Consider the following 26,771-nt stretch of genomic DNA (forward strand, 5'->3'; position numbering starts at 1 on the left):
CAGTCACCAACATGAACCGATTCTCCCAGCGCCGCGCACTGCCCACCGGATTCACCTCGGCGCGTTAACCAGAAAGTTCTGACCCACGCACCTAGGTGGCCTCGGAGTCGAACGGTGCCGGCTGCGCGGCCTTGAGCAACCGCTGACGCCTCGCGTAAGCGGACTCCACCGGGGGACGCACCTTCACGGGCTCCGGTTCATCGACGAGCGCCTCGCGGATGATGCGGCGCGGGTCGTACTGCCGCGGGTCGAGCTTCTTCCAGTCGACCTCGTCGAAGTCCGGGCCCATCTCCTCGCGCATGCGGTCCTTGGCCCCATCGGCCATCTTGCGCAGCGAACGGATGAGACGAGCAAACTGCGCGGCATAGTGCGGCAGTCGCTCCGGACCGAGGAGGAACACGGCGACAACGGCCAGGATCAGCAGCTTGTCGATCGTCAATCCGAACATGCGTTCAGACTATCGCCGGATCACTGAAGCCTGCCCGTACGCTTGAGATGACCAAGGAGACCTACGTGTCAGACAAAGACTCGAACTGGCGTTTTGCCGAAGAGTTCGTCAGTGAGAGCGCGGACATCGCCAGTGCGCGACTGCACTCGATCGAACTCGGAGTCGACGCAGTGTCGCCCGCCGTGGGCGCCCAGATCGCCGTCGTCGCCGCCGCGACGAACCCGACGAGCATGATCGAGATCGGCACCGGAGTCGGCGTGAGCGGCCTGTGGCTTTTCGAGGGGGCGCCCCGCGCGATGCTGACGTCGATCGACATCGAGGCCGACCACCAGCAGGAGGCACGCAAGACGTTCCTCGAGGCGGGCATTCCCGGCAACCGGGTTCGGCTCATCACCGGTCGCGCGCTCGACGTGCTTCCTCGGATGAACGAGGGCTCCTACGACATCGTGTTGATCGATGCCGATCCCGGTGCCGTCATCGAGTATGTCGAGCACGGGCTGCGCCTGGTGCGTGCCGGCGGCACCGTGCTCGTGACCCACGCCCTCTGGCGAGGACGCGTCGCCGATCCCGCGAAACGTGACGACACAACGGTCGGGTATCGCACTCTCCTGAAGGAGATCGCGGGATCGGACGCCGTGATCAGTGCACTGTCCCCCGTCGGAGACGGGCTGCTACAGCTGACCAAGCGGGGCGACTAGCCCGGCGGCTACTTGGCCGCCGCGACGACTCCAGCGAGCGCGTCGTGCAATTCCATGGCCTCGGCATCGTTCACCGAAACGACGAGGCGTCCCCCACCCTCGAGCGGGACGCGCACGATAATGAGGCGCCCCTCCTTAACAGCCTCCATTGGTCCGTCCCCGGTCCTCGGCTTCATGGCTGCCATGATGGATCCCCTTTCGTGGAATATGTTCCATTATCTCGTATGAATCGCTGAACCCGAAAACGAGGCCGGTCCACACGAGTTGACCGAGCGCTCGTAGGCGAACCCTGCTTAGGAGCCGGCCAGCCAGGCCCGCAGGCCCCGTTCGCAGTCCTCGATCTGGTCGAGAGCGACCCTCTCGTCGTCGGCGTGCGCCTTGAGCGGATCGCCGGGCCCGTAGTTCACAGCTGGCATGCCGAGCGCCGAGAAGCGCGCGACATCGGTCCAGCCGTACTTCGGTTTCGCCTCGCCACCGACGGCCTCGAGGAAGTGTTGCGCGAGCGGGTCAGTGAGTCCGGGCGTCGCACCCTCGGCGAGGTCGACGATCGTGACCTCGAACCCGTCGAAGATCTCCCGCACGTGGGCCTCGGCCTGTGCCCCGCTGCGGCTCGGCGCAAAACGGTAGTTCACGTGCACCATGCACTCGTCGGGGATGACGTTGCCGGCGATCCCACCGGTGACTCCCACCGCGTTGAGGCCCTCGCGGTAGACCAGCCCCTCGACCTCGACCTCACGCGGCACGTAGGCGGCGAGCGCCATGAAAATCGGTGCCGCGTCGTGGATGGCGTTGCGGCCGACCCACGCCCGGGCAGAGTGCGCGCGCAGGCCGAACGTGCGCACCTCGGCGCGCAGGTTGCCGTTGCAGCCGCCCTCGATCTGCGCATTGGTCGGCTCGCCGAGAATGGCGAAGTCCCCTTCGAGGAGCTCCGGATGTTCCCGCGCGAGGCGCCCGAGCCCGTTGAGTGACTCCGATACCTCCTCGTGGTCGTACCAGATCCAGGTGACGTCGACGATCGGCGCAGTGAGCTCGGCGGCGAGCTTCAGCTGCACGGCGACGCCGGCCTTCATGTCGACCGTGCCCCGGCCCCACAGGTAGTCTCGACCGTCGATGCTCTCGTACCTGGTCGGCAAGTTGTTGTTGAGTGGCACGGTGTCGATGTGCCCGGCGATCACGACGCGGCGGTCGCGGCCGAGATTGGTGCGCGCGACGAGCGCATCACCGTTGCGGAACAGCTCGAGGTGGTCGAGCCCGGCGAGGCTCGCCTCGATGGCATCCGTCGCGGTCTTCTCGTTGCCGGAGACCGATTCGATGTCGCAGAGTTGCCTGGTCAGGTCGGTTGATGATGCCGAGAGGTCGAGAACGGGAATCGTCGGATCGGCTGAACGCATGTGGGCGAGTTTACCGCGAGCGGCTATCGGTAACCTTGAGGCATGACTGAACGTGCGGCCTGGGGCTACGGACTTGCGACCATCTCGAACGACGGGACGCTGCTCGACACGTGGTTCCCCTCCCCTGCTCTCGGCGCCGTTCCGCCCGGCCGGGACCGGCACATCGCACCCGCCGCGCTCGAGCCGCTTCTCGGCGGCGACGACCGACGAAACGCCCGCGTGGACTTCATCACGGTGGAGATCGATCTTGACGCCGCCCCGGCATCCACCCCCGACGCGTACCTCCGGCTTCACCTGCTCAGCCACCTGCTCGTCGCGCCGAACTCCATCAACCTCGATGGCATCTTCGGCCACCTTCCGGTCGTCGCCTGGACGACCGCCGGTCCCATGCATCCCGACGACTACGCCCGCCTGCGGCCGTCGCTGCAGCGCCACGGCATCTCGATCACCGGCCTCGACCGCTTTCCCCGACTGCTCGACTACGTCGTGCCCGACCGGGTGCGCATCGCCGACGCGTCGCGCGTGCGCCTCGGCGCCTACCTCAGCCCCGGCACCACCGTGATGCACGAGGGCTTTGTCAACTTCAACGCCGGCACGCTCGGCTCATCGATGGTCGAGGGGCGCATCTCCCAGGGCGTCGTCGTCGGCGCCGGATCGGATGTCGGCGGCGGCGCGTCGATCATGGGGACCCTCAGCGGCGGCGGAACCCAGCGGGTCTTCGTCGGCGAGCGCGCCCTCCTCGGGGCGAATTCCGGCATCGGCATCTCCATCGGCGACGACAGCGTCGTCGAGGCGGGCCTGTACGTCACCGCCGGCACGAAGGTGTCGCTCGTCGGCACGGTCGATGGACAGACCGTGAAGGCGGTCGAACTGAGCGGGATGCCCGGTCTCCTGTTCCGTCGCAACTCCGCCACCGGGGCTGTCGAGGCCTTCGCCCGCTCCGGCCGCGGAATCGAGCTCAACGCGGCGTTGCACGCCTGAGGGCCGTGCGCCCGTGGGCCGTGCGCCCGAGGGGCGTGCGCCCGAGGGGCGGCCGAGCGCGGCGCGCGTGCAGCCTGGCAGCGTACGCTCCTGTGTCATGGACCGACGGCGGATGCGTGTTCTCGCAACCGTCGTCGCGCTCGGACTGGTCGGCGGGTCGGCCGCGATCGCCGATGCGGGCAACGACGTCGATCCCGAGACCGGCGGGGCCGCGAACCCGGCGGTGTCGACGAACGCGTGGCCGTTGCGGTCCTCGGCGAACGGCCAACGCGGCCCCGACTTCGTCACCGAGGTCGACGCCGTCGCCCACACCGCGGTGCTGGAACCCGGGTCGGCGATCGCGGTTGCGAACCTCACCGTGCGACCCGGACAGTACGTCGTACGGTACGCCTTCGAGGCACGCCTCGACAGCGCCTGGCAACCGGTCGAGCTGCGCTGCGGCGTCGTCGACGGCAACGGCACCACTGCGTTCCTCTTCGACGACCCGGAGCCGGTTCGCGCGGGTCAGGACTGGGCGAGCTACCGCGCAGAGACGACCTTCAGCCTCCCCGACATCACCCTGGGGCTGCGATGCTTCCCTTCTGCAACCGGCTTCAGCTCGGCATCCTTCCGCAACGTGAGCCTGTCGGTCACCACGATCCCGTTCTAGCGAACCGGCCAATCGCGTGCCGGCTCGCCCACGTAGAGCTGCTGTGGGCGGCCGATCTTCGTGTTCGTGTCTTCATTCATCTCGCGCCAGTGGGCGATCCAGCCCGGCAGTCGGCCGATGGCGAACAGCACGGTGAACATGCGCGGCGGGAATCCCATGGCCTTGTAGATGACCCCGGTGTAGAAGTCCACGTTGGGGTAGAGCTTGCGCTCGATGAAGTAGTCGTCGGCCAGCGCGACCGCCTCGAGCTCCTTCGCGATGTCGAGCAGGGGATCCTGAACGCCGAGCGCGGTGAGCACCTCGTCGGCGCTCTCCTTGACGAGCTTTGCCCGGGGGTCGAAGTTCTTGTAGACGCGGTGCCCGAAGCCCATGAGCTTGACGCCCTGCTCCTTGTTCTTGACCCGCTCGACGAACTTTTCGACACTCTCGCCCGAGTCCTTGATCTCGCCGAGCATCTTGAGCACGGCTTCGTTCGCCCCGCCGTGCAGCGGTCCGTAGAGCGCGTTGATTCCCGCCGAGATGGACGAGAAGATGTTCGCCTGGGTCGAGCCGACGAGCCTCACGGTCGACGTGGAGGCGTTCTGCTCGTGGTCTTCGTGCAGGATGAGGAGGCGGTCGAGCGCCTTCGAGACGACGGGGTTGACCTCGTACGGCTCGGCCATCGTGCCGAAGTTGAGCTTGAGGAAGTTGTCGACGAAGCTCAGCGAGTTGTCCGGGTACAGGAATGCCTGGCCGAGGCTCTTCTTGTGGGCGTAAGCGGCGATCACGGGCAGCTTCGCGAGCAGACGGATCGTCGAGATCTCCACCTGCTCCTTGTCATGCACGCTCGAGGACTCCTCGTAGTAGGTCGAGAGGGCCGATACTGCGCTCGAGAGCACGGACATCGGGTGCGCGCTCGACGGCAGACCGTCGAAGAATCGGCGGAGGTCCTCGTGCAGGAGCGTGTGGCGACGGATCTTCTCGTCGAATTCGCCGAGCTCGTCAGCGGTCGGAAGGTTGCCGTAGATGAGAAGGAAGGCGGCCTCGAGGTAGGTCGAGTTGGTCGCTACGTCCTCGATCGAGTATCCGCGGTAGCGCAGGATCCCCTTGTCGCCGTCGATATAGGTGATCTTGCTCTTCGTCGACGAGGTGTTCACAAAACCCTGGTCGATGGTCGTATAGCCGGTCTGCTTGGTGAACGTTGAGATGTCGATACTCGACGCCCCGTCGACACTTCGCAGGATCGGAAACTCCGCCGTGCCCCCCGGATAGTGGAGCGTGGCCTTGTCGGCGTTGTTCGTAGCGGCGTCAGTCACCCCTACAGCCTAAATGCCACGGGAAGGTACGATCGCAACCGCTAAGGAATCAGCGATTCAGTTGGAGGATGCCGCCAAACGGTTCGCGGCGGCCGCGATGCGCTCATCGGTCGTCGTGATGGCGAACCGAACGTGCCGGGAGTGCTCGACTCCGTAGAAGGTTCCGGGTGCGCAGAGGATGCCGAGCGCCGCCATCTCGCCGACCGTTGTCCAGGCCGAATCGCCCCTCGTCGCCCACAGGTACAGGCCCGCCTCGCTGTGATCGATGGTGAAACCGGCCCGCTCGAGCGCACCCCTCAGCACGGTGCGGCGCCCGCGGTAGCGCTCGCGCTGCTCGGCGACGTGCTCGTCATCAGACAGCGCGGCGACCATCGCCGCCTGCACGGGCGCGGGCGGGATCAGGCCGATGTGCTTGCGAACGGCGAGCAGCTCACCGACAAGGTCGGGGTCACCCGCCACAAACCCGGCGCGGTAGCCGGCGAGGTTCGATTGCTTGCTGAGCGAATAGACGGCGAGCACCGAGCCGAGGTCCCCTGCGAGCACCGCGGGGTCAAGGATGCTGGGCGTCGGCGACCCGCCCCACGGCGCGTCCCAGGCCAGTTCGGCGTAGCACTCGTCGCTCACGATGACCGCGCCGAGCTCCCGCGCACGCGCGACGGCCGCGCGCAGCTCGTCGACCCCGAGCACCCGGCCATCCGGATTGCCGGGGCTGTTCAGCCAGACGAGGCGGGTGGCCTCCGGCCACTCAGCCGGGTCGTCGCCCGCGTGCACGGTCGCGCCGGCGAGGGCGGCGCCGATCGCGTAGGTCGGGTAGGCGGTGCGGGGCTGCACAACAACATCGCCGGCGCCGAGCCCGAGCCACAGCGGGAGGCCGGCGATCAGTTCCTTCGATCCGATTGTCGGAAGCACCTGCGCGGCACTGAGGCCTTCGACTCCGCGGCGGCGGGCGAACCAGGCGACGATTGCCTCGCGCAGCGCGGGCGTTCCCGCGGTCTGCGGGTAGGAGTGCGCGTCGGCGGCGGCGATGACCGCGTCCCGGATGACGGCGGGCGTCGGGTCGACGGGCGAGCCGACGGAGAGGTCGACGATGCCGTCGGGATGTGCGCGCGCGCGGTCACCGAAAGGTACGAGGGCGTCCCACGGGAACTCGGGAAGCGACAGGGCCACGCCGGGCCGGGTTACTGGACGCCGACAGGCTGCGGCGGCAGTGCGGCAACGAGCGGGTGGTCCTTGTGGATGACGCCCACCTTGGCCGCGCCACCCGGGGAGCCGATGTCGTCGAAGAACTCGACGTTGGCCTTGTAATAGTCGGCCCACTGCTCGGGGGTGTCGTCTTCGTAGTAGATCGCCTCGACCGGGCACACCGGTTCGCAGGCACCACAGTCGACGCACTCATCCGGATGGATGTAGAGCATGCGATCGCCCTCGTAGATGCAGTCGACGGGGCACTCGTCGATGCACGCTCGATCCTTCAGATCGACGCACGGGAGGGCAATAACGTAGGTCACGGTGAGGTGAATCCCTTCGGTTGTGTACTACCGACAATGTTACCGCGCCTCGGATGGGAGAGTTTCGGCCAGGCGAGCACGACCGCGACGACGATGACGGTACCGTAGAGCCAGCCGTAGGCGATCGTCGAGTCCGGAATGAGCACAGAACCGCCGGTGCTTTCAGCCGCCAGGACCGCGATCACGACGAGAAGCGCGACGGAGGCGAATCCGACGACGACGCGGTTGTCGAAGATCAGGCGCAGCCCGGCCAGTGTGGCCGTGACAACGAGAAGTCCGAGCACCAGGCCGATCGGGCCACTCGCGCCGAACAGGTCGACGCTGACCTGGTGATTCACCGTGCCGAGGGCGCCGAGGGTGGCGCCGACGACGACGGCCAGGGCGCAGGCGAGAACGCGCGCCCGCCGGCTGTAGTCCGACCAGTCGCGGTGCGCGACCGGGTGCCCCTCCCGCCGGAACGCCTCGACGCTGCCGATCTCGTCGATCTGGCCGCCCGACATGACGATGCGGTCGCCGTCGACGGTGAGCTGGCTGCGGTGGGCGCGCAGGGCCGCGAGCTTGCGGGCGCGGACGGGGGCGATGTCCACCACGCTCACGTCGGGGTCGGAGAGATCCTGCGGTCGCAGGGTGCCCGGCGCCACAATCTCGTAGTAGGGCACGTTCATGACACGGGCGGCGTGACGCGCGGCAGAGTGCGCCGCGATGTGGTCCGGATGCCCGTACCCGCCGTTCGCGTCGTAGCTCACCACGGCGGTCGCGCCGACCGAGGCGATGACCGTCGCGATGTCGGCCGCGACCTCTCCAGCATCCGCCACGCACAGGGCATCGGCGGGCAGGTCGGGGCCGAGCTCCGGGCCGAACCCGCCCCACACCATTCCGGAATCCCGGTACCTGCGGGGGTCGCGGTCGACCATGCGGGCATCGCGGCCGCCGAGCCAACGGTGGTCGGTCACGCCGAGAATCTTCATCGCCTCGGCGATCTCGGTCTCCCTGTGGACCGCGATCGCGTCACCGTCGCCGAGCAGGTGCTGGAGCTCGGGCGGGACGATCTCGCCGCACTCCCCGCGCGTGCAGCTGAGCACGGTCACCGCGGTGCCGTCGTCGATGAGGCGCGCGATCGTGCCGCCGGTCGAAATGGTCTCGTCGTCGGGATGCGCGTGCACGAACAGCACCCGCTCAGGCCCCACCGGCGGCGCGAACTCAGGCGGAGGAACAGGGCACATGATCGACGTTCACTCCTGGATATTCGTGGGCCGATTCGGCTCTGACCCGCGAATCCAGACTACCGGTGCTGAGCAGTGGGCCGCTCAGGCGGGATTGGCTGTGACGGTGTAGTTCGCCACGAAACCATCGGTGCCGTTCGTGACCGCGACGAGCACGCCGTACGCTGCACTGTCGGCCGCGAGGGTGCCGCCGTCCGCGTTCGCCGGGCCCTCGAGGCGGGTGGTGAAGCCGGCATCCTCGAGTTCGAGCTTGATCGTGTCGAGGGCGGTCGCGTCGGCGACGCTCACCGTGACATTCCAGACCTTGCCGTCGGCGCTGCCGGCCGAGACCCCGTAGACCACGTCGCCGTCGGTGATGGGCACGTCCGCCGGAAAGTCCTCCGGCACGCTCTGGCCGCCCAGATCGACCTCTCCCCCCGTGACGTTCTCGATGACACCCTCGACCTGGCCGACGCAGCCGGTGAGCACGGGGGCTGCGGCGAGGGTGAGAACAATGGCGAGGGCAACGGCGATGCGGCGGCGCGGTGTGCGCATGGAGGTCTCCGATGGTGTGGCGGGGGCGTGGAACCCAGCGTATCGGTGCTGATTGTGTGAACGATGTGGGGTGGCTGATCCCGGCTCCAGGTGTCGCCAAAGTCGGAACTGCCTGGACCCAGCATCCGCGGGTCGCCCGCCGGTGCCGGGATACCGGGGTTCGACGCCGCGCATCCGGGCGACCGGCGACGGGTTCCGACTTTGGCGACAAGGCCACACCGGGGGAGGCAACTAAACCAGCTACATGAACCGCAGCCTGCTCGCGCCGGTGCGACATGAGAGCGGGCGGGACCCCTCCGGATGTCGCCGTGAGGGACCCCGCCCGGTACTGCTGCCGCCGCGTACGGGTTACGCGTTCTGCTTCTTGAGGCGCGAGGTCTTGCGCTGGCGCGCGTTGGCGTCGAGCTCGACCTTGCGGATGCGCACGAACTCGGGCGTCACTTCGACGCACTCGTCCTCGCGGGCGAACTCGAGGCACTCCTCGAGGGTGAGCCTGCGCGACGGGGTCATACGCTCGAACGAATCGGACGTCGACTGGCGCATGTTGGTCAGCTGCTTCTCCTTCGTGATGTTGACGTCCATGTCGTCGGCGCGCGAGTTCTCTCCGACGACCATGCCCTCGTAGACCTCCTGGGTGGGCTCCACGAAGAACGACATGCGCTCCTGCAGGGCGACCATGGCGAACGGGGTGGCGGAGCCGGCGCGGTCGGCCACGATCGAGCCGTTGACGCGGGTGATGATCTCGCCGGCCCACTGCTCGTAGCCGTGCGAGACGGCGTTGGCGATGCCGGCACCGCGCGTGATGGTCAGGAACTCGGTGCGGAACCCGATGAGGCCGCGCGACGGGACGATGAACTCCATGCGGACCCAGCCGGTGCCGTGGTTGCTCATCCCCTCCATGCGGCCCTTGCGGGCGGCGAGCAGCTGCGTGACAGCGCCGAGGTATTCCTCCGGCGCGTCGATCGTGAGGTGCTCGAAGGGCTCGTGCACCTTGCCGTTCACCTGCTTGACGACCACCTGCGGCTTGCCGACGGTGAGCTCGAAGCCCTCACGGCGCATCTGCTCGACGAGGATGGCGAGAGCAAGCTCGCCACGGCCCTGGATCTCCCAGGCGTCGGGGCGGCCGATGTCGACGAGCTTGATCGAGACGTTACCGACGAGTTCGCGGTCGAGGCGGTCCTTGACCATGCGGGCGGTGAGCTTGTGGCCCTTGACCTTGCCGATGATCGGCGAGGTGTTTGTACCGATCGTCATCGAGATCGCCGGGTCGTCGACCTTGATGGTCGGCAGCGGGCGCACGTCGTTGGGGTCGGCGAGGGTCTCGCCGATCGTGATGTCATCGAATCCGGCGACGGCGACGATGTCACCGGGGCCCGCGCTGTCGACGGGTACTCGGGTGAGCGCCTTCGTGATGAGCAGCTCGGTGACCTTCACATTGGAGACGGATCCGTCGTGCTTGACCCAGGCGACCGTCTGCCCCTTCTTGATCGTGCCGTTGAAGACACGCAGCAGAGCGAGGCGTCCGAGGAACGGGCTCGCGTCGAGGTTGGTGACGTGCGCCTGCAGGGGGTGCTCGTCGTCGTAGGTCGGCGCGGGAACGTGCTTGAGGATCGCGTCGAAGAGGGGCTCGAGGTCCTCGTTGTCGGGCATCGTGCCGTTCTCGGGCTTGTTCCAGCTCGCGGCGCCGTTGCGGCCGGACGCGAAGACGACAGGAACGTCGAGGATCGCGTCAAGGTCGAGGTCGGGAACGTCGTCGGCCATGTCGCTCGCGAGGCCTAGGAGCAGATCCTGGCTCTCGGCGACGACCTCGTCGATGCGCGCATCGGGGCGGTCGGTCTTGTTGACAAGCAGAATGACGGGGAGTTTGGCCTCGAGCGCCTTGCGCAGCACGAAGCGGGTCTGCGGAAGGGGGCCCTCGCTCGCGTCGACGAGAAGAACCACACCGTCGACCATGGACAGGCCGCGCTCGACCTCGCCACCGAAGTCGGCGTGGCCGGGGGTGTCGATGACGTTGATGATGATCGGGCCGCCGGCGCCGTGCTCTTCGGCGTGGATGCCGTTGTAGAGGATCGACGTGTTCTTCGCGAGGATCGTGATGCCCTTTTCGCGTTCGAGGTCGTTCGAGTCCATCATGCGGTCCTCGCCCTCGAAGTGGGCGTCGAACGAGTTCGTCTGCTTGAGCATGGCGTCGACCAGTGTGGTCTTGCCGTGGTCTACGTGGGCGACGATTGCGACGTTGCGGAGGTCTTTGCGAGTGGCAATGGCCATGCGTATATGAGTCCTTGACTGCTGAGGCGGCTGGCTGCTCGCCGCGATCGGGGCTATGCGCGATCGGGCAGGAGCAGCAACCAGCGGGCGCTGGGATGGGATCTATGGGGTGTGCAGGATCACGGCTCCGGTGCCCTGCACCCCGTAGTCTACCGCGCCCGAGCGATATCCGCCTGCGAGACGCATCCGGGGCGCGCCCCTCCCCCGTTCCGCGTTCTTACGCGGGCGTCCAATCCCAGACATTCCAGAGCACTCCGGCGGCGAGCGGCGACGGCGTGACCCCGGTGACGCCGGTCCGGAACGCCGTGATCGACGGGAACTGGTACAGCGGCATCCCGGCGCTATCCGCCCAGACGAGCCGGTCGATCTCGGCGAGGAGGCGGGTCTGCTCCGCGGCGTCCGTCTCCCGTCTCAACTCGGCGAGGAGGGCGTCGACCTCGGGGTTGGAGTAGAAGCTCGTGTTGTTGACTCCCCCGGTCGAGGCGAACGAGGCGCGTGCCGCCGTGACGGCGAGATTCGAGGCGCGCAGCGCGTACAACGACGCGTCGTACTCGCCGGGAAGACCGAGCAGTTCCTGCCAGGTGGGGCTGGAGCAGTCGGTCACCCGGAACCCCGCCTGTGCTGCCGCGGACTGGATGAGCTCGAACTCGCTCACGCGGCGCGGGTTCGCCGGATCGAAGAGGATGCACACCTCGGGCGCGACGGCCCCGGCCTGCCGGAGCAGCCGCTTCGCCAAGGCGACGTCGGGGCGGCCGAAGTCGGCTGACCCGTTGCGCTGCGCCGCCTGGGCGTCGTCGTCCGTGCCGGGGAGGAAGACGTGGGAGGAGCGCACCTGGGCGTCAGCGTGCACCGGGGCCACGAGTTCGTCGACGATCTGTTGGCGCGGGATCGTCTTGAGGAACGCTGTGCGCACGAGCGGGTCGTCGAACGTCTCGTTGCGGCCGTTCGCGACCTGCAGGTCGAGGCGCTCGTGGGTGGCGTCGAAGCCACTCTCGACGGTGACCCCCTCGATGGCGTTCAACGCCGCGGCGACGTCGGCGGTCGCCTGCGGCGCGACAACGTCGACGGAACCGTCGGCCAGGGCCGCGACCGCCTCGAGCGGGTCGCCGATGTAGCGCAGGACCACCCGCTCGTAGGTGGGCGCGTTGGCGCCGCGGTAGTTCGGGTTCGCCTCGAGAATCGTGCGCTCCGGGTCGCTCTCAGCGAGCGTGTATGGCCCGGTGCCGACGAGCAGCGCGGGGTCCGGCGGGTCTTGGGTGACGTTGAATCCCGAGTTCCAGAAACGGGAGATGCGGGCGAGGCCCTGGCCATCGGCATCCTGAACGGCGTCGACGATCGCCCGCTTGGCCGCGTCCGGGTCGTCGACCCCGAGGGCCTCCCCCGCCACCGCGTGGGCGGCGACCCCCACCTCGAATACGAGGCGCCAGTCGACGAAGTACTCGTCGTAGACGAGTGTGATCGAGCGTCCGCCGTCGCCGATCTCGGGCGTCGACGTGACGAGCTCGAGGCCGTCGCCCGACGACCCGTCGAAGAACACGACGTCGGCCGGAAAGTCGTCGGTGTACTGCTGGGTGTCGACGTCGAGGAACGGCCCGTCGTCGAATCCGGGGGTGTTGAGCACCCCGGAGTTCGCGGCCCAGGCGAGCAGAAGGTCGGCGGCATCCACCGGCACCCCGTCTGACCAGGTGACCCCGTCGGCGATCGTGTACGTGACGGTCAATGGCTCCTCCGAGTCGACCCTGACCGTGCCGAACGACTCGTCGGGCACGAGCTCGGACCGCTCGTCGTAGGCGAAGAATCGCGAGTTCGTGGCCGTGATCACGGAGGAGTTCGCGGGGGTGCTGCCGTATGAGGTGTTGCCGTTGTAGGAGCTGAACGGCGCTCTCACGGCGACGGTCACCTCGGTGCCCTCGGCGACGCCCCGGCCCGTGCATCCGACGAGCAGGAGAACCGCAGCGAGACCCGTCGCGAGGATCTGGAGCGCGCGCCGCCTGTTCGTCATTGCCTGTCAAGTGTGACAGCCGGGCGGCTGACGCGCGAACGCGATCAGCCAACCTCAGGTCGACGAGCGCCTGCCGCGGCGCTCCTACAGTCCCTCGTTGATGCGACCCGCTGCCCTCTTCTCGCGGTGGGCGCGCTGCGCGATCGGATCGGGCAGCGGCACGGCGGAGATGAGCTGGCGCGTGTACTCCTCGCGGGGCGTGCGCAGCACTTCGTTCCTGCTCCCCTGCTCGACCAGTCGGCCCCGGTGCATGACCGCGATGCGGTGGGCGAGGATGTCGACGACCGCCAGGTCGTGGCTGATGAACAGGCAGGCGAAGCCGAGCTCGGCCTGCAGGCCCTGCAGCAGGTCGAGGAAGCGCGCTTGGACCGACACGTCCAGCGCCGAGGTCGGCTCGTCCGCGACGAGGAGCTGCGGGGTGAGGGCGAGCGCCCTGGCGATGCCCACGCGCTGCTTCTGCCCGCCGGACAGCTCGTGCGGGTACCGGTTGCGGTAGCTGCGCGGCAGCTCCACCGACGCGAGGAGTTCCTCGACGCGGTGGCCGAGCTCCTCGCCCTTGGCGACCCCGGCGAGGAACAGCGGCTCGCCGATGCTCTCGCCGATCGGCATCCGCGGGTTGAGGGAGGATGCCGGGTCCTGAAAGACGATCCCCGTCTTGCGGCGCAGCGGACGAAGGTCCTTGCGCGTCGCGAACGAGATGTCGGTTCCGACGCTGGTGAGCTTGCCCGCCGCGATGGGAAGCAGGCCGACAGCGGCGCGCCCGAGGGTGGTCTTGCCCGAGCCGGATTCGCCGACGAGGCCGACGATCTCGCCGGGATAGATCTTGAGGTTGATCTCCTTCGCCGCCCTGAAGGCCGGGATTCGCCCCCGCTTCGGGTAGTCGATCGCCACGTCCTCGAAGTGCAGGATCGGCTCGACGCCCACATGGGACGGCGCCGCGCGCTCGGTCACCTCGATGCCCATGCCGAGGTGGGGAACGGCGGCGAGCAGCTGCTGGGTGTACGGATGCTGCGGGCGTCCGAAGATGTCGAGCGCGCTGCCGGCCTCGACGCCGACGCCGTCCTTCATGACCAGGATCTTGTCGGCGAGGTCGGCCACAACGCCCATGTCGTGGGTGATGAGGATGATCGCACTGTTGAGGCGGTGGCGCAGGCTCCGGAGAAGATCGAGGATCTCCGCCTGCACCGTCACGTCGAGCGCCGTCGTCGGCTCGTCAGCGATCAACAGCACCGGGTCGCAGGAGATGGACTGGGCGATCATCGCGCGCTGGCGCTGGCCACCCGACAGCTGGTGCGGGTACTTGTGGAACGCCAGCTCCGGCTCGGGCATGTCGACCTTGCGGAGCAGCTCGATCGCGCGCTCCTTCGCATCGGTCGGGTCGAGGTCGAAGTGGCTGCGCACCGCTTCGACGATCTGGAAACCGACGGTGTACACCGGGTTGAGCGCGGTCATCGGCTCCTGGAAGATCACGGCGATCGAGCCGCCACGCACGGTGCGCAGCTCCGACTCGGGGATGCCGCGAAGTTCCCGCCCGAGCAGTTCGATGGATCCGGAGACGCGCGCGTTGGGTGGCAGCAGGCCGAGGAGCGCCATCGAGCTCGAGCTCTTTCCCGAGCCGGATTCGCCCACGATCGCGAGCACTTCGCCGCGCTTGACGTCGTAGTTCAGGTCGATCGCGGCGGGGTAGAACTCGCCGTCGACCCAGAAGTCGACGCCGAGGTCGGTCACCTTCAGCACGGTCTCGGCCTGGACGACGTCCGGCGTGACGGGCGCAGCGGGGGTGATGGTCACGAGGTTTCCTTTCCTACCGAGGCGAGGGGCGCATCGGGTGGAGTCGATTCTGCGAAGCTGGAGTCATGGATCAAGCGCCGGTGACGTTTCGACTGAGGTACGGCCGATGGCTTTCGGCGGTCACGATCGCGGTCGCGCTCAGCGGTGTCGGCGGTCTCGTCGCCACCGGCGACGTGTCGGCCATCACGCGCTACGTCTGGCCGTTGCTGCTGCTCGCGGTCCTGGCCTGGACGCTGTTCTGGCAGCCGCAGCTGCGGATCGAGACCCAGGGCTTGATGGTGCGCAACGTGTTCCGAACGATCGAGCTGCCGTGGCCCGCGATCGAGCGTGTCGACACGAAGTACGCCCTCACGCTCTATACGACCATCGGTGTGTTCTCTGTCTGGGCGGCGCCGGCGCCCGGCCGGCACGCGTCGAGTTCGGCGACGCTCGGATCGGTGGGCTTCCTGCCGCGCCGGATGCTGGGGGTCGGCGGCTCGATCCGCCCGGGCGACCTGCCCGCGAGCGAGTCGGGCGCAGCGGCGTACATCATCCGCCAGCGGTATGACGAGCTGCTCGAGGCCGGGCTGCTCGCGGGCGTCGAGCCCGGAACGGCCCGCATCCGCCTGCACTTCCCGCTCCTCGTGTCGACGGCGGTCCTCGTTGTACTGAGCGCGCTCGGCGTCTGGCTGCCCTAGGGACCGCATCAGCGGTCCCGGGTCGGCGGGGTGTCCGGCCTGTCCGGCTGGGGCACTCCCGCGTCGCCGCGGCCCTCGCCGCGCGTGGACACCTCGATGGCCGCGCGGTCGAGGCCGGCGGACTTGGCGAGAGCCCGCGCGTTCGGCAGGCGCTTCTGGCGTGGGTCGAAGGCGTCGCGCAGTCCGTCGCCGATGAAGTTGATGCACAGGGCGATGATCACGATGAACAGGCCCGGCCACCAGAACAGCCAGGGCCTGGTCGAGAATGCCGCCTGGTTGTCGCTGATGATCTTGCCGAGCGACGTGTCGGGCGACTGCACACCGAATCCGAGATAGCTCAGGGCCGTCTCGAGCAGGATCGCGGCGGCCATCAGCAGTGTCGTGTTGACGATGATGACGCCGACGGCGTTCGGGAGGATGTGCCGGAAGATGATCCGGGTGTCCGACGCTCCGGCCACACGGGCGGCATCGACGAACTCGCGTTCTCGGAGGCTCAGGAACTCACCACGCACCAGTCGGGCGAGGCCCGTCCACGCGAACAGGCCGATGACGACGCCGAGCACTCCGGCTCCGAAGTTGCCGAACGCCCTCCCGAGCACTGCCCCGATCACGATCACCGGGATGGTGATGATGACATCGGTGAAGCGCATCAGGATCGAATCGGTCAGGCCGCGGTAGTAGCCGGCGACCGCGCCGAGCACCGTGCCGATCGTCGTGGCGACGAGCCCGACGATGACCATCACCATGAGGGACTGTTGCGCCCCACGCATGACGACGGCGAAGGTGTCACGTCCGACCTCGTCCTGGCCGAACGGGTGGTCGCCGATGTTGATGCCAGGTCCCCCCAAGAACTGGGGCACGAGGGTCATCGTGGGTACGGTGCGGTTCTGCACCGGCGCGAGCTGCGACCAGTTCCACTGCCACCAGCCGAGAACGCGCCAGTCGCCGATCGAGAGACCCACCGAGGTGAAGGCCAGGATCACGACGAAGGTGAGCACGGCCATCGACGCGACGGCCCCCTTATGGCGGAAGAACCGGCGGCGGACGATCTGCCCCTGGCTGAGACCCGCGACCTCCTTGAGCTGGGCGTTGTTTTCCGCGTCGGTGACGGTCGGCGTCGGTTCGGACGTCTCGGGCTGCTGCGACATGGTCATGCGTTTACCCGGATTCGTGGGTCGAGGGCGGCGTACACGAGGTCAGCCACGAGGTTGAAGAGAACGGCAAGCGTGCCGGTCACGACGAAGAACGCCATGACGGGGTTCGGGTCGGTCGCCTCGAGGCCCTTCACGAACAGCTGTCCCATGCCTGTCCAGCCGAAGACCCGTTCGGTGATCACCGCGCCGCCGACGAGAGCCCCAATGTCGAAGGCGACGATCGTCGCGATCGGGATGAGCGCGTTGCGGAAGGCGTGGCGCACGATGACGGTGCGCTCGGTGAGCCCCTTCGCCCGCGCGGTGCGGATGAAGTCCTGGTTGAGCACCTCGAGCATCGTCGCCCGCGAGTACCTGGTGTAGCTCGCCAGGGAGACGAGGATCAGCGCGATCGTCGGCAGCAGCAGGTGCGTGAACGAGTCGATCCCCTGGATCCAGAAGTTCCCGCCGAGATTCGGCGTGAACGCCCCGACCGTCGCGACCGGCCGGCCCCGGATGCGGCTCGAGTCGGAGTACGCCTCCCAGAACGACATGTACTGGTCGAGGCTCATCACCAGGATGACGAGCAGGCCCACGAGCGCGTTGGTGCGGAACGCCTGCCACCGGTCGCGCCTCGCGATCACGAACCCCACGGCCCCCGTCAACGCGACCGTCAGCACCAGCATCCCGAGGAACAGGCCGAGGCTCATGAGGGGGAAGACGTAGAACTTGAGCGGGTAGTAGAGCACGATCGCGAGAACGGCGACTGCCAGGGATCCGTACAGCGCGCGGCGGTTGCGCAGCCCGGTCGAGATGGCGGTGATGCCGAAGGCGATCCCGATCGCGGTGAGGCCGACGGCGACGATGCCGAGGCTCGGATCGCTGAGCCAGTCGGCGAGGTTGAAGTAGGCGAGGGTGACCGCGGTGGAGGCGCCGGCGACGACGGCGACGATGATCCTCTTGCGCGTGTTTCCGCCGAGGATCGACGACCAGAGCAGCGCCGCAATCACCGAGAAGGCGGCGATGACGACGGGAGGGATCTCCGGGTCGCGGAGAAAGTCGTTGAACCCGATCGCGATGAACTGCTTGAGCAGCACGGCGACCCAGAAGATCGGAAGCGAGAAGAAGAGAAACGAGAAGAACGTGACCGTGTAGTCGTACCCGGAGTATTGCCGGAGTGCGGTCGTGATCCCGATCGCGAGTCCGACGATGATGGCGAGCAGAGAGGCGGTCGTGACCAGCTGCAGCGTCTGGCCGAGCGCCTGGGCGAGTTGGATGGTGACGTCCTGGCCCTGGACGTTCACACCGAAGTCGCAGTTGCCCACGAAGCATCCGGCGACGCCCGAAAGCCAGATGAAGTAGCGCAGGTAGGGCGGGACGTCGAGGTTGAGCAGCTGGGTGCGCGCCTCGATGAGCTGGAGAGCGTTCGGTGCGGTGGAGGTGCGGAGGTCCTCGAGCGGGTCGCCCGCGAGGGCGGTGAGCACGTACATGATGTACGTCGCGGCCAGCAGGACGAAGAAGCTCGCGATGAGGCGGCGGATGATGAAAGTGGCCATGAAAGACGTGAGCCGTTTCTCTTGGAATCGGGGGATACAGGCGCTGGGGCCACCCGAAGGTGACCCCAGCGCCTGTTTCGAACTTCGCTAGACGAGCGTTACTGACACCGCTGGTGTCAAGTTACTCGCTGACGGTCCAATCCCACACGTTCCAGAAGATGGTCGGCGCGATCGGTCCCGGGTCGACACCGACGATGCGGTCACTGACACCGGTCACTCCCGGGAACTGGAAGATCGTCGCACCGTAGGCATCCGCCCACAGCAGTGCGTCGATCTCCTGCTGAATCTCGATCTGGCGCTTCTCGTCGAAGGTCACGTCGAGCTCGTCAAGCAGCTCGTCAACCTCGGCGTTCGAGTAGAACGTCAGGTTGTTGATTCCACCGGTGCGGAACGTCGGCGACGAGTTCGTCGGCAGCGTACTGGTCGACTGCCATCCGAAGAGCGAGGCGTCGTAGGCGCCGGGGGTGCCCAGGAGGCCGCCCCAGTCTTCGCTGCCGCAGTCGGTCACGTTGAAGCCGGCCTGGTTGGCCGAGTCCTGGATGAGCGCGAACTCGTTGACGCGGCGGGGGTTGTTCGACGCGTACAGGAGGCAGACCTCGGGAGCGGTGACTGCGGCTTCAGCGAGGAGCGCCTTGGCTCCCTCGATGTCCACCTCGGCATAGGCGTCCGACCCGTTATTCGTGACGGAGTCGTCGTAACCGTCGGCTCCGGGCACGAAGATCTGCGAGTTGCGCACGGCCGCGTCGTCACCCGTGATGGGTGCGATGAGCGTGTCGACAATCGCCTGGCGCGGGAGCGTCTTCAGGAAGGCCTCGCGGATGAGCGGGTTGTTGAAGTGTCCGCTCTTCGACTGGTCGAACTGGAGGTCGACGTGCTCGTAAGTTCCCTCGATGCCCGTGATGATCTCGATGCCGTCGATGGCTTCGAGGCCGGCGACGACGTCGGTGGTGGCCTGGGGGCTGATGACGTCCACTTCACCGTTCTCGAGCGCGGAGACCGCGGCGAGAGGGTCCGGGATGAAGCGGATCGTCACCTCTTCGATCTTCGGCTTGTTGTCGCCCTTGTAGTTCTCGTTCGCGACCAGGGTGATGAACTGGTCCGCTTCGAACGCCGAGATGACGTACGGGCCGGAGCTCAGGTACAGCTCGGGATCCTCTGGCAGCGACTGGAAGTTGAAGATGGAGTTCCACGCGGCCGAGATGGGCGCCATGGCCGCGGTGTCCTTGTCCTGGATCGCGGCGAGGACGGCGTCCTTGGCTTCGGCGTTGTCCTCGATGTCGAGGGCGTTCTTGCCGATGACGTGAGCCGGCAGCGGCGGCGGCAGCAGGATCTCCCAGTCGATCGCCGGTGCGTCGTACGTCAGCGTGATGGAGCGTCCGTCTTCGCTGACCTCGGGCGTCTCGGTGACGAGGTCGAGGCTCGTGCCGCCGGCGTCGAAGAAGACCTGATCTTCCGGGAAGTCCTCGTTGAGCTGTCCCGTCTCCGGGTCCTGGAACTCGCTCGCGTCGAACTCGGCGTCGTTGAACGCGTTGGAGTTCGCGGCCCACGACATCAGCAGGTCGGTCGCGTCGAGCGGCGTTCCGTCCGACCACTCGAGTCCCTCGGCGAGGGTGTACTCGACGACCTGCGGGTCTTCCGAGACGAGCTCGTAGGTTCCGAAGGACGGGTCGGTGACGAGCTCGGGAACGTTGTTGTAGTAGTTGAAGCCGCCGAGGGTGAGCGACGTGATGTTGTTGTTCGCGGTCGCGTTACCGAAGGACGTGTTGCCGTTGTACGAGTAGAACGCCTGGTTCCACGCGATATTCACGCTGGTTCCCTCTTCGAGTCCACTGTCCGCCTCTTCTGGCGCAGTGCAACCGGACAGAACAAGCGCACCGACACCGACTGCGGCTACTGCTGCCCCGATTCGTGTGATCTTCAATTTTCCTCCTGTGCGAAGTGAGCGGACGATCACGCAGGTGACTGTGCTATCGCCGACTCGATTATGTCGACCCTAAGCACGGTGGACCGCTCCTCCTACTGCAACACGAAAACGTTACACAGTGGTGACGATATCGCAGGAATTTTGTCTGGCCCAAGGAAATCACGCGCCAAATCGCCCGATAATGACGGAATCGGGTGCGGGCTCCCGACCTCAGCGGTGATATATTGCGTGATCGCGATCAGACGCCGAGCTGAATCCCGGTTCCCGGGATAGCCGCAAGCAGTTCCTTTGTGTATTCCTCACGCGGATTGTCGAAGACGTCGTCTGTCGACGACGCCTCGACGATCCGACCCTGGCGCATCACCGAGACATGGTCGGCGACGAGCCTGACCACGGCGAGGTCGTGGGTGATGAAGAGGTAGGTCAGACCGAGCTCCGACTGCAGCTCGGTGAGCAACGCGAGGATCTGGGCCTGCACCAGCACGTCCAGAGCCGAGACTGCCTCGTCGAGCACCAGGATCTCGGGCTTGAGAGCGAGCGCCCGCGCGATCGCGATGCGCTGGCGCTGCCCCCCGGACAACTCGTTCGGGTACCGGTCGATGAGCGTCGTCGGCAGGGCGACCTGGTCGAGCAGCTCCAGCACTCGTGCGTGCCGTTCCTTCTTGCTGCCGACACGGTGGGTGACGAGGGGCTCCGCGATCGTCGACCCGATGTTGTAGAGCGGGTCGAGGGAGCCGAACGGGTCTTGGAACACCGGCTGCATCTGGCGCCGGAGGGCGAGGAGTTCGCGCCCACTCACCGTGTTGATGTCTTTGCCACCCACCGTGACGGAACCGGATGTCGCTGACTCCAGCTTGAGGATGAGCTTCGCGACGGTGGACTTGCCCGAGCCTGACTCGCCCACGAGAGCCATCGTCGTGCCTGTGGGAATCGAGAACGACACGTCGTCGACGGCCGTGAACGGCTGCGAGCGCACCTTGCCGGTGTTGATCTGGAACACCTTGGTGAGATTTTCGACGACGATCGCGGGGCCGGCAGTGACGCGTGACGCCGCAGCATCCGGCACCACCTGACCGAGCGTGGCACGCTCACGATGGCTGCCCTGGATGCGGCGGGAGGCGAGGCTCGGCGCCGCCGCGACGAGCCGCTTCGTGTATGGGTGCTGCGGGTTCTGGAGGATCTCCAGCGACGGGCCGGACTCCACGATCTTGCCTTTGTACATGACGACGAGCTTCTCGGCCCGCTCGGCGGCGAGGCCGAGGTCGTGGGTGATGAACAGCACAGCGGTGCCGCTGTCGCCCGTGAGCGTCGCGAGGTGGTCGAGGATGACCCGCTGCACGGTCACGTCGAGCGCCGAGGTCGGCTCGTCGGCGATCAGGAGCTTCGGGCGGGAGGAGAGCCCGATGCCGATGAGCACGCGCTGCTTCATTCCGCCCGAGAACTGGTGCGGGTACTGCTTCAGCCGAGTCTCGGCATCCGCGAGGCCCGCCTCTTTCAGAACCGTGATCGCCTTGGCCTTGGCATCCTTGCCGCGCTTCGCCCGCCCGTTCGCGACGAGGGTCTCCTCGACCTGGAAGCCGATGTTCCAGACCGGGTTGAGGTTCGACATCGGGTCCTGGGGCACGAAGCCGATCAGGTTGCCCCTGATCTTGTCGAACGCCTTGCCGGAGGTGGCGGCGAGGTCGTTCCCGTCGAAGAGAATCTGGCCGCTCGTCACCTTCCCGGTTCCGGGCAGGAGGTCGATGATCGCGTGGGCGGCTGTCGACTTGCCCGACCCGGACTCGCCGACGATCGCGACGGTCTCCCCCGGCATGATCGTCAGGCTGACGCCGCCCAGCGCCGGGACGATGCCGTTCTGGGTGACGAACCCGACGTGCAGGTCGCGGATGTCCAGCAGTGGAGTGCCCTTGTCCCGGCCTGTTCCCGGACTGGTCGCTACGGTCGTGTCGGTCATCGGCGTGCCCGTGCCTTCGGGTCGAGGGCGTCGCGGAGGACTTCGCCCATCAGAATGAATGAGAGCACCGTCACGGAGAGCGCAATCGAGGGGTAGATGAGTGTCATCGGGTTGTTCCGCAGGTCGCCCTGGGCCTGGGAGATGTCCTTGCCCCACGACATCACATCCGGCGGCAGTCCGATTCCGAGGAACGACAGGGTCGCCTCGGCGACGATCGCGCCGGCGAGACCGATGGTGGTGATGACGATGACCGGCGCGATCGAGTTCGGAAGCACGTGCCGCAGCAGGATGCGGAAGTGGGACACGCCGAGCGCGGCCGCCGACATCACGAAGTCGGAATTCTTCACCGACAGGATCTGGCCGCGCAGCACGCGGGCAGTGCTGGGCCACGCAAAAATGCCGATGGCGAGCGAAAGGACGAGGATGCTGCGCGCCTCACGGGCCACAACCGACATGATGACGATGGCGGCAAGGATGTACGGGATGGCGAAGAAGATGTCGCCGATGCGGGAGAGCACCGCGTCGATCCAGCGACCGTAGTACCCCGACAGTGCACCGATGACGATCCCGATGACCGTGACAAGGAGTGTCACGATGATCCCGACCGACAGCGAGGTGCGCGTGCCGAAGATGATCCTCGCGTACACGTCACAGCCCTGCTTGGTGAAGCCGAGCGGATGCCCCGCGCTCGGCCCCTGGTTGCTGAATGACAGCGCGCAGGCCCGCGGATCAAGCTGGGTGAACAGCGCCGGGAACAGCGCGACGACGACCACAAGAAGCACGATGACGCCGGAGACGTAGAACAGCGGGCGGCGGCGCATGTCGCGCCACGCGTCGAGGTAGAGGTTGCTGGGCTTCGCGGCGACCTGCACCTTGTCGACGGCGACGAGAGGAGTCTCGTCGAGCGGTGCGACAAAGTGGGTCGGCGACAGCGGGGCGTTACTTGGCATAGCGAATCCTTGGGTCGAGGAATCCATAGAGAACGTCGACGAGCAGGTTGGCGACGAGGTAGATGATGACCATGACGGTCACGAACGAGACCACGGTGGGCCCCTCGCTGCGGATGATCGCCTGGTAGAGGGTGTTGCCGACTCCTGGCACGTTGAAGATGCCCTCGGTGACTGTCGCACCGACCATGAGCAGGCCGAAGTCGGTTCCGATGTAGGTCACGACGGGGATCATGGAGTTGCGGAGGATGTGAACCCGGATGACCCGGGGGCGCGAGAGACCCTTCGCGGTCGCGGTGCGCACGAAGTCCTCGTTGAGGTTCTCGATGACGGAGGTGCGGGTCAGCCGCACGATGTACGCGAAGCTCACGCTCGCCAGGACGACGGCCGGCAGGATGAGGTCCTCCCAGGGGGCGCCGGCACCGACGGTGGTGCGGGCGATGCCGAGTTTCACGCCGAAGATGTACTGGGCAACGAAGGCCGTGACGAAGATCGGCACCGAGATGAAGAGGAGGCTGACCACAAGCGCCGAGGAGTCGAACAGCTTTCCCTTGCGGAGGCCACTGAACAGCCCGATCAGAATGCCCAGGACGGCTTCGATCGTGACGGCGAGCAGCGCGAGCCGCAGCGTGACCGGGAACGTGCGGGCGAGGATGTCCGACACCGGCTGGCCGGAGAAGGAGGTGCCGAAGTCCCCGACGAAGATGCCTCCGACGAAGATCAGGTACTGCACGATGAACGGCTTGTCGAGGTTGTACTCGGCGCGGAGGGCGTCGGCGACGGCGGGGTTGAGTCCGCGGTCACCGCCCAGCGCGATGATGGGGTCTCCCGGAAGGGCGAAGACCATGAAGTAGATGAGCAGGGTGGCGCCGAAAAAAACGGGGATTACCTGCAGGAGGCGCCGGATGATGTACCAGACCACGGGTCTAGCCTCCGACTACTACGAGCGTGAACATGACTGAGATGCGACCTCACTGTTGCGGGACAGGCGTTGGGTGGTTCGAGCGCACGCATGCGTGGGGTGGCAGCGGCAAGCGCTACCACCCCACGACGCGGGATCAGCTCCCGTCAGGGAGGGGACCGGGTATTAGCCCTTGGTGATTTCCGAGTAGATCGGAACCGAGTTCCAGCCGAACTGCACGTTCTCGACGTTCTCGCCGTAGCCGCCGGTCACGTTCGAGTACCACAGCGGGATCGCGGGCAGGTCCGTCAGGAGCACGGTCTGTGCCTGCTGGAACAGTTCGTTGCCTGCCTCTGCGTCGGTCTGGGCAAGGCCCTCCTTGTAGAGCGAGTCGAACTCTTCGCTGGAGTAGTCGCCATCATTGGAACCGGCGCCGGTGAAGTAGATCGGTCCGAGGAAGTTGGCGAGGGCCGGGTAGTCGGCCTGCCATCCGGTGCGGAACGCGGTCTCGATCGTGCGCTCGGTGACGAGCGTGCGAATCTCGGCGAAGGTCGGGTACGGTGCACCGATCGCGTCGATTCCGAGGGTGTTCTTGAGCTGGTTCGACACGGCGTCGACCCAGGCCTCGTGGCCACCATCCGAGTTGTACGCGATGGAGAACTGGCCGTCCCACGGCGAGATGGCGTCGGCCTCGGCCCACAGCTTCACAGCCTCGTCGGGGTTGAACTCCAGAACGTCGGCGCCCTCGAGAGAGTCCGAGTAGCCGTCGATCACCGGGGAGGTGAAGTCGGTGGCCGGCGTGCGGGAGCCCTCGAAGATCACGTCGGTGATCTCTTCGCGGTTGATCGCCATCGAGATGGCGGCGCGGCGCAGCTTGCCCTCGTCGCCCTCGAAGTGTGCGAGGCGCTCCGGGATGGTGAAGGACTGGAAGACGGCGGCGGGCTGGTTGACGGCGCGGTCGCCGAACTCATCCTCGAAGCTGGCGAGTGCATTGTCGGGCACCGCGTCGAGCACGTCGAGGTTGCCGCTCTGCAGGTCGGCGTAGGCGGCTTCCTGGCTCGCGTAGAAGGTGATCTCGAGGCCGTCGTTCTGGGCCGCGCGTCCGCCTTCGTAGTCGGGGTTCGCGACGAGGTCGATCTTCACGTTGTGCTGCCAGGCGCCCTCACCGTCGAGCATGTAGGGGCCGTTGCCGATCGGGTTTTCACCGAACGCGTCAATGTCCTCGAAGGCGACTTCGGGCAGCGGGAAGAAGGCGGAGTAGCCGAGGCGCAGCGGGAAGTCGGACTCCGGCTGCTTGAGCTTCACCGTGAAGGTGGTGTCGTCGACGACGGTGAGGCCGGTCAGCTCGCTGTCCTCGTCGTAGCTGAAGCCCTCGATCGACTCGAAGAAGTAGCTGCTGAGCTGCTCGTTGCTGAGGAGCGCGCCGTACTGCCAGGCGTCAACGAACGACTTCGCCGTGACGGGGTCGCCGTTGGTGAAGGTCGCGCCGCTCTTGATGGTGATCGTGTAGTTCTGGGCATCCTCGGTCTCGATCGACTCGGCGAGGTCGTTGACCGGAGCGCCGTCGGCCGCGTAGTAGACGAGTCCCGCGAAGATGTTGTCCAGGATCTTGCCGCCGCCGGTCTCGTTCGTGGCGGTGGGGATCAGTGGGTTCTGCGGCTCGGAACCGTTGGTGGTGATGACCGCCGATCCGGCGCCACCCTCCGTCGCGGCCTGGCCCGAAGCGCATCCCGTCAACGCGAGGGCGGTGACCATTCCGATACCGGCGATTGCTGTGCCGATTCTATTGAATCTCAATTTTCCTCCAGTGCAAAAGTGAGAGGTGAGCGCGTTTGTAGCGCGATCCCCCGCGATTAACAGGGTGGCTGATTCGCTCCCTGTTGCTCGAAAAACCCTAGGCGGTTTTGCAGCGGCCTCCGACGCGGAGCTGGCTCTCACACAAAGTCCAGCGAATACCTGCGCGGTTTCTGGGGAAAACGCAGCATCCGAGCGCCAAAAACGGCATTTGCTTGCAAAAATCTGCTCACGTCCGCAGGTATTATCGAAATCGCATCGGAGGTCACTTGTCGGAAACCAGCACGGCGGCATCCGCTCCCGGCCATCCGAGCGAGCGACGCCTCATGGCGGAGGTGCTCATTGTTCTCGGACTTTCCCTGGGGGCATCAGCCGTCTACTCGGTGGTGGCGATCGTGAACTCCGCAACGAAACCCGAGCCGATTGCGGACCAGTCGACGGCACTCAACCCGTCGCTCAGCCCTCGGCCCACCTTCGACCTGATCTACCAGTTTCTCGCGATCTTCTTCGACCTGGTGCCGGTGGTGCTCGTCGTATTCCTGCTGTGGCGCCAGGCGCGGCCCCACCTCGGTGAGCTCGGCATCGACTTCTCGCGTGCCGGGCGGGACTCGCTCGCGGGAGCGGGCCTCGCGCTCGTCATCGGGATTCCGGGGATCGTGCTCTACCTCGCCGGGCGGCAGCTGGGGTTCACCCTCAACGTCGTGCCTGCCCCGCTCGACACGTACTGGTGGACCGTTCCGATTCTGTTGCTCGCCGCAGCGCGCGCCGGGATCACCGAGGAGGTCATTGTGGTCGGCTACCTGTTCGCACGGCTGCGCCTGCTCGGCTGGGGAACGTGGACGATCATCGTGACGACGGCGTTGTTCCGCGGCACGTACCACCTCTACCAGGGGCCGACGGCGTTCCTCGGCAACTTCGCGATGGGGCTGCTGTTCGGCTGGCTGTATGCACGGGGTGGGCGGCTGCTGCCGCTCGTCGTGGCGCACTTCCTGATCAACGCCGCGGTCTTCATCGGCTACCCGTGGGCCGCAGTCACCTTCCCGGCGCTATTCTCCTAGCTCCGCCCCTTTCATCATTCAGGAGGCTGGCCGACCCGCCCC

23 protein-coding genes are annotated in these 26,771 nt (G+C 66.8%); 5 read left to right on the forward strand and 18 right to left on the reverse strand.

All coding sequences use genetic code 11. The annotated features are described in order from the left end of the window. Window positions 1-91: 91 nt before the first annotated feature. Window positions 92-448 (reverse strand): sec-independent translocase, encoded by a 357-nt coding sequence (locus tag ABIB15_RS07690; RefSeq protein ID WP_354476622.1) that lies wholly within the window; start codon window positions 446-448, stop codon window positions 92-94. A 65-nt stretch (window positions 449-513) separates the two neighbouring features. Between ABIB15_RS07690 and ABIB15_RS07695 the strand changes: the two genes are divergently transcribed. Next, window positions 514-1,146 carry an O-methyltransferase gene (locus ABIB15_RS07695; protein WP_354476623.1) on the forward strand — a complete coding sequence of 211 codons (633 nt, stop codon included), beginning with the start codon at window positions 514-516 and terminating at the stop codon, window positions 1,144-1,146. 8 nt (window positions 1,147-1,154) lie between these two features. Here the strand turns inward: ABIB15_RS07695 and ABIB15_RS07700 are convergent, their stop codons facing one another. Both ABIB15_RS07700 and dapE read right to left on the reverse strand, forming a co-directional pair. Then, complete coding sequence (locus tag ABIB15_RS07700) at window positions 1,155-1,331, reverse strand: DUF3117 domain-containing protein (RefSeq protein WP_161885777.1); 177 nt, start codon at window positions 1,329-1,331, stop codon at window positions 1,155-1,157. 108 nt (window positions 1,332-1,439) lie between these two features. Continuing rightward, the gene (gene dapE, locus ABIB15_RS07705; protein ID WP_354476625.1) at window positions 1,440-2,537 is read right to left on the reverse strand and encodes a succinyl-diaminopimelate desuccinylase; all 1,098 of its coding nucleotides are present in this window, start codon (window positions 2,535-2,537) and stop codon (window positions 1,440-1,442) included. A 42-nt stretch (window positions 2,538-2,579) separates the two neighbouring features. Between dapE and dapD the strand changes: the two genes are divergently transcribed. Further along, complete coding sequence (dapD, locus tag ABIB15_RS07710; RefSeq protein WP_354476627.1) at window positions 2,580-3,518, forward strand: 2,3,4,5-tetrahydropyridine-2,6-dicarboxylate N-succinyltransferase; 939 nt, start codon at window positions 2,580-2,582, stop codon at window positions 3,516-3,518. 97 nt (window positions 3,519-3,615) lie between these two features. Continuing rightward, window positions 3,616-4,167 (forward strand): hypothetical protein, encoded by a 552-nt coding sequence (locus tag ABIB15_RS07715; RefSeq protein WP_354476629.1) that lies wholly within the window; start codon window positions 3,616-3,618, stop codon window positions 4,165-4,167. Here the strand turns inward: ABIB15_RS07715 and ABIB15_RS07720 are convergent. The 8 genes from ABIB15_RS07720 to ABIB15_RS07755 all read right to left on the reverse strand — a co-directional run bounded on the left by ABIB15_RS07720 (window position 4,164) and on the right by ABIB15_RS07755 (window position 14,782). Further along, on the reverse strand, window positions 4,164-5,462 hold the full coding sequence (locus tag ABIB15_RS07720; protein WP_354476631.1) for a citrate synthase: 1,299 nt from the start codon (window positions 5,460-5,462) through the stop codon (window positions 4,164-4,166). The genes ABIB15_RS07715 and ABIB15_RS07720 overlap by 4 nt on opposite strands. Window positions 5,463-5,519: 57 nt before the next feature. Next, window positions 5,520-6,629, reverse strand: coding sequence for a succinyldiaminopimelate transaminase (gene dapC / locus ABIB15_RS07725; protein ID WP_354476633.1), 1,110 nt, complete (start codon window positions 6,627-6,629; stop codon window positions 5,520-5,522). A gap of 11 nt (window positions 6,630-6,640) precedes the next feature. Next, window positions 6,641-6,970, reverse strand: a complete 330-nt coding sequence (gene fdxA / locus ABIB15_RS07730; RefSeq protein WP_354476635.1) for a ferredoxin — start codon at window positions 6,968-6,970, stop codon at window positions 6,641-6,643. After that, a complete protein-coding gene (locus ABIB15_RS07735; protein WP_354476637.1) occupies window positions 6,967-8,142 on the reverse strand; it encodes a PIG-L family deacetylase in 1,176 nt (391 codons plus the stop codon). The genes fdxA and ABIB15_RS07735 overlap by 4 nt, the downstream gene beginning before the upstream one ends. A 135-nt stretch (window positions 8,143-8,277) precedes the next feature. After that, window positions 8,278-8,727, reverse strand: coding sequence for a hypothetical protein (locus ABIB15_RS07740; protein WP_354476639.1), 450 nt, complete (start codon window positions 8,725-8,727; stop codon window positions 8,278-8,280). Between the two features lie 348 nt (window positions 8,728-9,075). Next, the gene (gene typA / locus ABIB15_RS07745) at window positions 9,076-10,995 is read right to left on the reverse strand and encodes a translational GTPase TypA (RefSeq protein WP_354476641.1); all 1,920 of its coding nucleotides are present in this window, start codon (window positions 10,993-10,995) and stop codon (window positions 9,076-9,078) included. Window positions 10,996-11,212: 217 nt separating this feature from the next. Next, on the reverse strand, window positions 11,213-12,997 hold the full coding sequence (locus ABIB15_RS07750; protein WP_354476644.1) for an ABC transporter family substrate-binding protein: 1,785 nt from the start codon (window positions 12,995-12,997) through the stop codon (window positions 11,213-11,215). 84 nt (window positions 12,998-13,081) lie between these two features. After that, complete coding sequence (locus ABIB15_RS07755) at window positions 13,082-14,782, reverse strand: dipeptide ABC transporter ATP-binding protein (protein ID WP_502908926.1); 1,701 nt, start codon at window positions 14,780-14,782, stop codon at window positions 13,082-13,084. A gap of 71 nt (window positions 14,783-14,853) precedes the next feature. On the opposite strand from ABIB15_RS07755, the gene ABIB15_RS07760 reads away from it, so the two are divergent. Next, window positions 14,854-15,465, forward strand: coding sequence for a PH domain-containing protein (locus ABIB15_RS07760; protein WP_354476648.1), 612 nt, complete (start codon window positions 14,854-14,856; stop codon window positions 15,463-15,465). A gap of 8 nt (window positions 15,466-15,473) precedes the next feature. Here ABIB15_RS07760 and ABIB15_RS07765 read toward each other — a convergent pair whose 3' ends face one another. The 7 genes from ABIB15_RS07765 to ABIB15_RS07795 all read right to left on the reverse strand — a co-directional run bounded on the left by ABIB15_RS07765 (window position 15,474) and on the right by ABIB15_RS07795 (window position 25,674). Beyond that, window positions 15,474-16,613, reverse strand: coding sequence for an ABC transporter permease (locus ABIB15_RS07765; protein WP_354476650.1), 1,140 nt, complete (start codon window positions 16,611-16,613; stop codon window positions 15,474-15,476). A 2-nt stretch (window positions 16,614-16,615) separates the two neighbouring features. Beyond that, window positions 16,616-18,151 carry an ABC transporter permease gene (locus ABIB15_RS07770; protein ID WP_354476652.1) on the reverse strand — a complete coding sequence of 512 codons (1,536 nt, stop codon included), beginning with the start codon at window positions 18,149-18,151 and terminating at the stop codon, window positions 16,616-16,618. 121 nt (window positions 18,152-18,272) lie between these two features. Then, entirely contained in the window at window positions 18,273-19,958 is a 1,686-nt protein-coding gene (locus ABIB15_RS07775) for an ABC transporter family substrate-binding protein (RefSeq protein ID WP_354476654.1), read from the reverse strand. 355 nt (window positions 19,959-20,313) lie between these two features. Continuing rightward, the gene (locus tag ABIB15_RS07780) at window positions 20,314-22,029 is read right to left on the reverse strand and encodes a dipeptide ABC transporter ATP-binding protein (RefSeq protein WP_354476656.1); all 1,716 of its coding nucleotides are present in this window, start codon (window positions 22,027-22,029) and stop codon (window positions 20,314-20,316) included. Then, entirely contained in the window at window positions 22,026-22,979 is a 954-nt protein-coding gene (locus ABIB15_RS07785) for an ABC transporter permease (RefSeq protein WP_354476658.1), read from the reverse strand. The genes ABIB15_RS07780 and ABIB15_RS07785 overlap by 4 nt, the downstream gene beginning before the upstream one ends. Further along, window positions 22,969-23,898, reverse strand: coding sequence for an ABC transporter permease (locus ABIB15_RS07790; protein ID WP_354476660.1), 930 nt, complete (start codon window positions 23,896-23,898; stop codon window positions 22,969-22,971). Before ABIB15_RS07790 ends, ABIB15_RS07785 begins: the two co-directional genes overlap by 11 nt. Before the next feature lie 165 nt (window positions 23,899-24,063). Further along, window positions 24,064-25,674, reverse strand: a complete 1,611-nt coding sequence (locus ABIB15_RS07795; protein WP_354476662.1) for a peptide ABC transporter substrate-binding protein — start codon at window positions 25,672-25,674, stop codon at window positions 24,064-24,066. 266 nt (window positions 25,675-25,940) lie between these two features. Between ABIB15_RS07795 and ABIB15_RS07800 the strand changes: the two genes are divergently transcribed. Next, window positions 25,941-26,729 (forward strand): CPBP family intramembrane glutamic endopeptidase, encoded by a 789-nt coding sequence (locus ABIB15_RS07800; RefSeq protein ID WP_502908924.1) that lies wholly within the window; start codon window positions 25,941-25,943, stop codon window positions 26,727-26,729. Window positions 26,730-26,771 lie beyond the last annotated feature (42 nt).

Source organism: Marisediminicola sp. UYEF4 (assembly GCF_040546025.1).
Classification (GTDB): domain Bacteria; phylum Actinomycetota; class Actinomycetes; order Actinomycetales; family Microbacteriaceae; genus Marisediminicola.

Bases quoted from the DNA above. Each gene is read 5' to 3' on its own strand.
- ABIB15_RS07750 (WP_354476644.1), bottom strand. From the start codon at position 12,997: ATGACGAACAGGCGGCGCGCGCTCCAGATCCTCGCGACGGGTCTCGCT.
- ABIB15_RS07765 (WP_354476650.1), bottom strand. From the start codon at position 16,613: ATGTCGCAGCAGCCCGAGACGTCCGAACCGACGCCGACCGTCACCGAC.
- ABIB15_RS07785 (WP_354476658.1), bottom strand. From the start codon at position 22,979: ATGCCAAGTAACGCCCCGCTGTCGCCGACCCACTTTGTCGCACCGCTC.
- ABIB15_RS07715 (WP_354476629.1), top strand. From the start codon at position 3,616: ATGGACCGACGGCGGATGCGTGTTCTCGCAACCGTCGTCGCGCTCGGA.
- ABIB15_RS07700 (WP_161885777.1), bottom strand. From the start codon at position 1,331: ATGGCAGCCATGAAGCCGAGGACCGGGGACGGACCAATGGAGGCTGTT.
- dapD (WP_354476627.1), top strand. From the start codon at position 2,580: ATGACTGAACGTGCGGCCTGGGGCTACGGACTTGCGACCATCTCGAAC.
- dapE (WP_354476625.1), bottom strand. From the start codon at position 2,537: ATGCGTTCAGCCGATCCGACGATTCCCGTTCTCGACCTCTCGGCATCA.
- ABIB15_RS07760 (WP_354476648.1), top strand. From the start codon at position 14,854: ATGGATCAAGCGCCGGTGACGTTTCGACTGAGGTACGGCCGATGGCTT.
- ABIB15_RS07690 (WP_354476622.1), bottom strand. From the start codon at position 448: ATGTTCGGATTGACGATCGACAAGCTGCTGATCCTGGCCGTTGTCGCC.
- ABIB15_RS07740 (WP_354476639.1), bottom strand. From the start codon at position 8,727: ATGCGCACACCGCGCCGCCGCATCGCCGTTGCCCTCGCCATTGTTCTC.
- ABIB15_RS07780 (WP_354476656.1), bottom strand. From the start codon at position 22,029: ATGACCGACACGACCGTAGCGACCAGTCCGGGAACAGGCCGGGACAAG.
- ABIB15_RS07770 (WP_354476652.1), bottom strand. From the start codon at position 18,151: ATGGCCACTTTCATCATCCGCCGCCTCATCGCGAGCTTCTTCGTCCTG.
- typA (WP_354476641.1), bottom strand. From the start codon at position 10,995: ATGGCCATTGCCACTCGCAAAGACCTCCGCAACGTCGCAATCGTCGCC.